Source organism: Kocuria subflava, from assembly GCF_012163155.1.
GTDB lineage: Bacteria > Actinomycetota > Actinomycetes > Actinomycetales > Micrococcaceae > Kocuria > Kocuria subflava.
The window spans coordinates 1-6,715 of sequence record NZ_JAAVUN010000045.1; the positions used below are offsets into that span (position 1 = coordinate 1).

Annotated in this window: 3 protein-coding genes and 1 pseudogene; all 4 read right to left on the reverse strand. The window is 62.8% G+C overall.

Annotated features, from left to right (window positions below):
- Nucleotides 1-72 precede the first annotated feature (72 nt).
- Nucleotides 73-210, reverse strand: a pseudogene (locus GTW58_RS12535) (transposase); the annotation flags it as partial.
- A gap of 210 nt (nucleotides 211-420) precedes the next feature.
- The gene (locus GTW58_RS12540; protein WP_119933765.1) at nucleotides 421-1,290 is read right to left on the reverse strand and encodes a DNA adenine methylase; all 870 of its coding nucleotides are present in this window, start codon (nucleotides 1,288-1,290) and stop codon (nucleotides 421-423) included.
- On the reverse strand, nucleotides 1,287-2,789 hold the full coding sequence (locus GTW58_RS12545) for a hypothetical protein (RefSeq protein WP_119933766.1): 1,503 nt from the start codon (nucleotides 2,787-2,789) through the stop codon (nucleotides 1,287-1,289). The genes GTW58_RS12540 and GTW58_RS12545 overlap by 4 nt, the downstream gene beginning before the upstream one ends.
- 218 nt (nucleotides 2,790-3,007) lie before the next feature.
- Nucleotides 3,008-6,562, reverse strand: a complete 3,555-nt coding sequence (mobF, locus tag GTW58_RS12550) for a MobF family relaxase (RefSeq protein ID WP_232818136.1) — start codon at nucleotides 6,560-6,562, stop codon at nucleotides 3,008-3,010.
- Nucleotides 6,563-6,715: the final 153 nt, after the last annotated feature.

A 6,715-nucleotide genomic window follows, 5' to 3' on the forward strand; every position in this document is an offset into this window, starting at 1 on the left:
CCCAGACCTCACAACACACCCCTCGAGACGCCCACGCGCACACCGCTACCCATGCTCATCTGTGAAGGGCCCGATATCGTCCTGTCGCAGCCAGTTGTGGAGGGTGACCTCGTGGATGCCCAGGTCCAGTGCGGTCTGCTTGACCTGGCGGCCCTCGCGGACCAGAGCGATGGCACGGGCACGGAACTCGGGAGGGTACGGGCGTGGCATGCGAAGAGCCTTCCATGAAGACCATCGACTAGCGACGTCAACTGGAAACCGAGCCATAGGTCAGGTCAAGATGTCACCTATCGGTGCGGCAGTCCCGAACGGTGAAAGCGTCGTGTGTATCGCTAATCGCTTCGATGTCCACCGTATGACGGTCTGGACCCACACAAAGCAGACCGCGCCGAAGCCACTCTCACCTAGACCTACGGTCTACTAAGCAGTCCACCGAGCAACTCGGCCAGCGGTTATTTCCATATCGGGCACGATCAACTGTTCAGAATAGATCACAGATTCAGTCCCAACATGCTGACGATGAGCAGTGTGCGATATGTCGAAGATTGCGCATCTCCCACCGCTGTAGAGAAGATTGGTGATCCGAGGGTCGTCGTCGTAAGTCAAAATCCACGGAAATTCCGCTTCACTGAGTACATTTGCCAGTTCGAGATGAGCTTCAGCGTCGAACGCATGCAGGTACAGACCCTCGCCCTGAACGAGGTACGGGGGATCTGCGTAGACGAAGACGTCTGTCGAAATGTCCTGAATCGAACGAAGGAAGTCTAGGGCGTCCGATTCCGTGACGTAGATCTTGTGACGCATATCGGCAATGGCCTGGATACGAGCAACGAGACCCTCGCGATTAAAGCGAGCGTCGATCTTCCACTTGCCAAGCTGTTCGAACCCACCAATTGGCCCCGCATCTAGGATTCCTGAGCGATTAGTCCGGTTCAGATAGAAGGTCGCGAACCCGAGTTCAAAATCGTCGCGCCCCGAAGGGGAAGTATAGATCTCATCCTGCTTACGCCACTCTTCTAGAGTTAAAGGAACATCGCGAATCCTGCGACAGAACAGGTTAGGGAAATCGAGCGAAGCTCGCCAAAAGGCAGCGATCCCAGGATTCAGGTCATTGAGATGAATCTGATCGACCACTCCGCTATTAAGGAGATGCAGAGCCGCTCCAGCGCCACCCGCGAACGGCTCCGCATATTGGGTCGGCTGCGGAGTCTGCGCACGGATCAGGCGCTCCAGATATGGCGCTAGGCGAGCCTTTCCTCCTGGGTAGCGCAACGGAGATAGATATCTCATTGAATCGGGTGGCTTCCCATGTTGGCATTCATCTCTTCCAGAACAGGCGTATACCGATCCGAAAGAGTGAAGACCTCTGCGGGAGTACGTCCACTGTGGATGTCATGGACGGCATACTGCACGAGACGAACACCGTCGGGGGTCGTACTGTGAAACGCCTTGCGTAGCGGCGGTGTCGCCTCAGCCGTTCCCAACGCATCAGAAGCATGTGGATCGATTACCTTGATCGCATCCTTGATCCGCTTATCAAGATCCTTGGGCACGTTCTGATGTCCGTGAGACTTCAGGAACTGATACGCAGTCAAGTCAAGAATTACACGGAGCATGACTGACACCGTCTCATTCTGTCGCTGCACGTTTAGAAGCGAGGTCTGGCGCACCATTTCTTGGATGCGTGGGGTGAACTTATCGAGCACCAACCCACGGAATATATGCTCGCGAACAGGGGTCGGGCGAGGCGGTCGAGAATCTCCGCTCTCCGTCTGAGACCCGCCGCCGCCATTCGTCGACTGTGCTCCTGATGGCTGAGCTGATCCGTTGCCACCGGAGTTGCTCGCCGCACCACCCGCGCCGGAGCCATTGTTCGTAGCATCCGCGCTACTTGGTTGGCCCGGAGCAGACGACGCGCCTGGGAGTAGATGGGCGTACTTGTTGAGGTAGTCTCGGAAATCTTCTACCGTGTCGAGTTCGCGAGCCCAAGTCTTGCCGGACTCGGCCTTTGGTCGAGCAAAGTCGCCGATCACCTGACGAATTATCGGCTTCGATGCTTCCGCGCCGTATTGAAAGGACATCTTTCCGGCCGAAAAGTCCAGGCCAATTAATTCCCGCACAACGCTGCGATCCACGAATCGCTGGATGAACGTGTAGCGGGCATTTCGAACCGTTTCTAGAGCCTTCAAGATATCTGGCTCGTCTTCATATTCACTTGAAACGAGTTCGACGAACGCCATCGAACGGGATGCCTTCGACGGATCATTTCGTGCGCGGCGGCGATCCTTCATCGCCGCGCCCCACTCGACGGTGCCCGCGCCTCCGGCCCCTCCAGTGTGCTTCCGCTCGATCCACACATCGGCATCGGACTCGCTAGGAGCGACAGCTACACGCAGTTCAGTCGGGGCGGCATACGCACTGTCGGCGACGAGACGATCGACGCGCGTGGAATATTGATTGCCCAGGGTTTCATCTTCGATCAGGCCTGGGTCGTTCCACAGTCGGAGACACGTCAGTCTCCGATTTCCTTCCATCATGAGATAGCGACCGTCTCTGGCAACGACTATCGGCAGGTCGGAGCTGTTCATCTCCCCTGTACGCGTCAAGTCTTTGAGTAGATCCAGACACTCGTCGCCAGCTGTCGACAGCATCAACTCGAACGCGTCGGTTTGAGACTGAGCGTCGCGGGGAAAGCGCGAGTTGCGTAAGTCGAGGTCAATCAGGTCGAGAGATAAGGTCTCCACCGGGAACGGCGGCCTCATGGGCTGCTTGCTTGACGGGCTAGCCATGTAGTCGTCTCCCTTCCATATTCTTCGTCAGTCGTTCGACCGAACATGCGCACTCGCCCGACCAAGACTGATCGTGAGGCCGAGTCCAACGGCTGAGAAGCGCTTGCTCCGGCGGGCTACCGGACCAGGCACTCCTAGTTCGATCATTTTCTCACAGGTCGTGGCCACGGCACTAGGTTCGTGGCCACGATGCCTGGGGGCCTCACCACTCCTGACAGTTACAGCGCGCGCAGACTGACCGGATGCCGCCGGTTCGGCTCCGTCTGCGACATGCTTCCGAGCTGCCGCGCGCGCTCCACACGGGCGTATGCGGCGCGGTACGCGGCAGTTTGCTCAGCGATCTTGATCGACTTCGGGGCACCCAGCGGCGTCGGATCGGTGATGTCGTAGCGGTACCGGTCGAGAGCGACGGTGGCGGCGTGTGCCAGCCACTGCTCCCGCTGCCTGGGTTGCGCGGGAGGCTTACCGAGACGCGCCAACCACGCGGCACCTGCCTCCTGAGCTTCTCGCACGAGGTTCCGCGCGGCGGTCTCGATGAGGATCTGACGATCGGTGAGCGCGGTCTGCATGTCCTCGTTGGTCGGTTCGGCAGGGGTGGCGATGAGGCCGGCGACCGATCGGCTGCGGCCCCACCCACGCGGGAGTTGGGTGGTGGCCTGGTCAAGCATGGCGGCGAGCTGTGCGGCGGGGTCAGCCTGGTCTTCGCCGGGCGTGAGCTTCGGCGCGAGGGCGTTGAGCGCGACAGCGGCGACATGCCCGGCAGCTTCATATCGGGCGAGGGCGGCTTCGAGGCGTTCGTAGTAGGGGCTGGTGAACACGTCGTCAGCCACGTTCTCGGGGAACGGCGCGCCATCGAGCAGAGTCGCCCAGCGATCGGTCTGTGCTTCGCGGGCAAGCACGTCATACTCGGCCAGCAGCGTGGACAGCGAGGCGTGACGGTCAACCTCGAGCGTCAAGGTTTCGGTAGCGGACAGGTCGGCATCGCTGCGCGCGAGCACCTTGGCGAGCCGATCTGTCACGGTCAAAGGCTCGGCTTGGTCGAGATGCGCCTCGATTTCGTGCGCGTCGGGCACGACCACGTAGGCGTGATTGCTGTGCTTGCCGCGCGTCATCGCCACATAGAACAACTCCCGCGACGACGCATCCGGATCAACCAGCGCATGCGCGGTATCGACGCTGGCTCCTTGGGCACGGTGAACCGTGGAGGCGTAACCGAGTTCGACTTCCTCACGCACATACTTCGCAGGCAACACGAGTGCCTTGCCGTGAGGTTGATCGCCGCGCCCCAAGCGGCGCACAGCGAGCGAACCGTCGTCATAGCGGCGGGTGACCTGCCAACGGTCGCCGTTCTTGACCCACGACCCGCCCGTGGACAGGCGGCGGTCGTTGAGCCGCGTGACGACGAGATCGCCGACGCCCGCGATTGTGCCGTCGTGCAGACGCAGGCCATCGGCCTCGACTTGTCCGGCTTCGATCAGATCCGTACGGGCACGCTCGTTGAGTTGAGCGACCATCTCGCCGGTGCCCGCGATCATCAACGCGCGCAAGCCCTCGTCGCGGTCCGTACGCCATGCCTCGTAGATCGCATCGAGCATGGTCTCGGCGTCACCGTTGAGCAGCCTTCCACGTCCCTGGTACTCGTCGAGCGCATCAGTGTTTCCGTGCCGCAGACTGAGGCTGGCGGTCTTCTCCCACTCGTTGGCGAAGCGGCGCACATCAATGAGTTCGGGAACCTGATCTCGGTGGCGAACGAGCATCCCGAACGCCCCGCCCGTCTCGACGGCGCTCAGCTGCGCCCAATCGCCGATGAGCACGACCTTGGCTCCGACCTCAGCAGCGTGCTCGGCGATCCGATCGAGCGCGAGGGTTCCGGCGAGGGAGGACTCGTCCACGAGCACGAGCTGCCCGGCTTCGAGGTTCCAACGCCCGTGGTGATGTTCGTAGAGGAACTTCGTGGTGTTCTCCGCCCGCACACCGAGCGAGCCGCCGAGCACTTCGGCGGCAGCCGCCGACGGTGCAAGGCCGATCACCGAGTCTTGCCCGGGCGCGGCTGTCCATGCCCGGTGCAGGGCACGGAGCGCGGTGGTCTTCCCGGAACCGGCGGGACCGACAAGCAGATCGAGCGTCAACCCGGAACGGGCGATGCGCGATATCGCGACGGCCTGGTCGGGATCGAGCCGGACGCCCCTGATCTTGCGTGAGGTGTGCCGCGCGACGAGCCGCGCCGTCAGTGCTAGCCCGCCGGTGTGCTGGCTGTGCTCGAGTAGGCGCTGCTCGGCGTCGAGGATGTCTTGGCTGGAGTAGGCGATCTGATCGACTGGCTGGAACCTGTTGCCCTCGCCGACGTTGTAGTGGGCGGGCACGGCGCGGTCGTAGTCCGGGGTGAGCCGGAGCGATTCTGCTTCGGCGCGCGCGATGATCTGATCGAGCACCCGGATTCGGTCGTCGGTGGTTGCGAACCGGACGCCCATGATCTGCCGCATCATCTCGGCGTGCAGGTTCCATCGCCCCCAGGTTGCACGCCTGTTCGCGACCTCCATCAGCACCACCGTGGCGAGATCCTCGATCTGCTCCAAGCGGAAGTCATCCGCGCGTGGCCGGGCTTCGGTTGCACCCTGGTCGAGCAGGTGCTGCGCCCAAGTGGGTGCGTCCTGCCCGAGCACGACCTCGGCGCGGGCACGCCAGTCGGCGGTGAGGTCGGCCAGTGAGTGCAGTTCTTTCTCGGGGCGCGTCTCCAAGGTCGCCTGCTGCCGGAGCTTCGCAATCGTCGCGGCAGACGGTTGCCTGCCGTGCTCGGCTACGTAATGCTCGATCAGCCGGTTCTTGACCTGCTCGATACCCTCCGCGCCGTCAACGCCTCCGGTCGTGCGACGCGAGAACTCCGCGATCAACGCCGCCGGAACGCCCTCGATCTCCCACCCAACGTTGCGGTCTTTGCCCCGGTCGACGGGCACCCACGTCACGCCGAGTAGTCGCGCGGTGTGGTCGGAGACAAAGGCGTTATACGACTCCGAGAGAGCGACAGTGGCCTTGTGCAGTCGGCGAGAGTCGAGCGTCCGCCAGCGCCCGTCCTCGCCCTGCACCTTGTTCGACACCACGACGTGCGTATGCAGTTGCGGATCGGCGGCTCGGGAATCGTAGTGGTCAAACGCCGTGGCGATCACCCCCACTATCGGCATCTGCGCGATACCGCCCGCGCCTACGCGGGTTGCGGCGACGCGATCTTCCAGCAACGCGATCGTGTCGCGCATCGCGGCGTGATGCGCCCGCGCAATCAGCGTTTGCGTGCCCGCATCAGCGACGCCCCAGAGCGCGCTGACCGACTTGGGCGGGGAGAACGTCAAGTCGAACCCTGCAACGGCGGTGCGCGGCCTCTTCGCAACCTCTTCCTCACGGATGCGCTGCACCGCCTCTTCCTGTGCCTCGCCTCGCAAGTCGGGGTCGAGCCGTGCAATACGGGCCGCAATCCGCTCGCGCGGGGGTTGCAGCGAGGGGAACTTCTTGCCGAGCGTCCCGCCGGTGACCGGGTGGATGCCGTCACCGAGCAGTCGCGCCAGGTGTTCCTCGGTCACCGTGTCGCCCTCGACCAACGCCGGGCTGCGCCCGTCGTCGAGACTCATCAGGCCGGTGCCAATCCACGTTCCGGGCGGGTTCCCGGTCTCGGTGTAGTACCGAGTCAGCGGGCTGCTCATCTCGCGGTCACCGTCACCGACCACGACCGATTTCAGCAGGTACTCGTAGCCCTTGCCTGACGACATGACCCGGATAGTCATCACCACGACGGCCCCTCCTCGAGACCGCCACGGAAGGGGCGATCTCGGGGGTCAGGTGCGCGCGCAGCGCGCGGCCCGCACTCTTAGCCTCGATCCACCGATCAGCGTCGCGGAGGGATCGGCGTTTTAACGTCGGAATGCCCTGCTGACCAC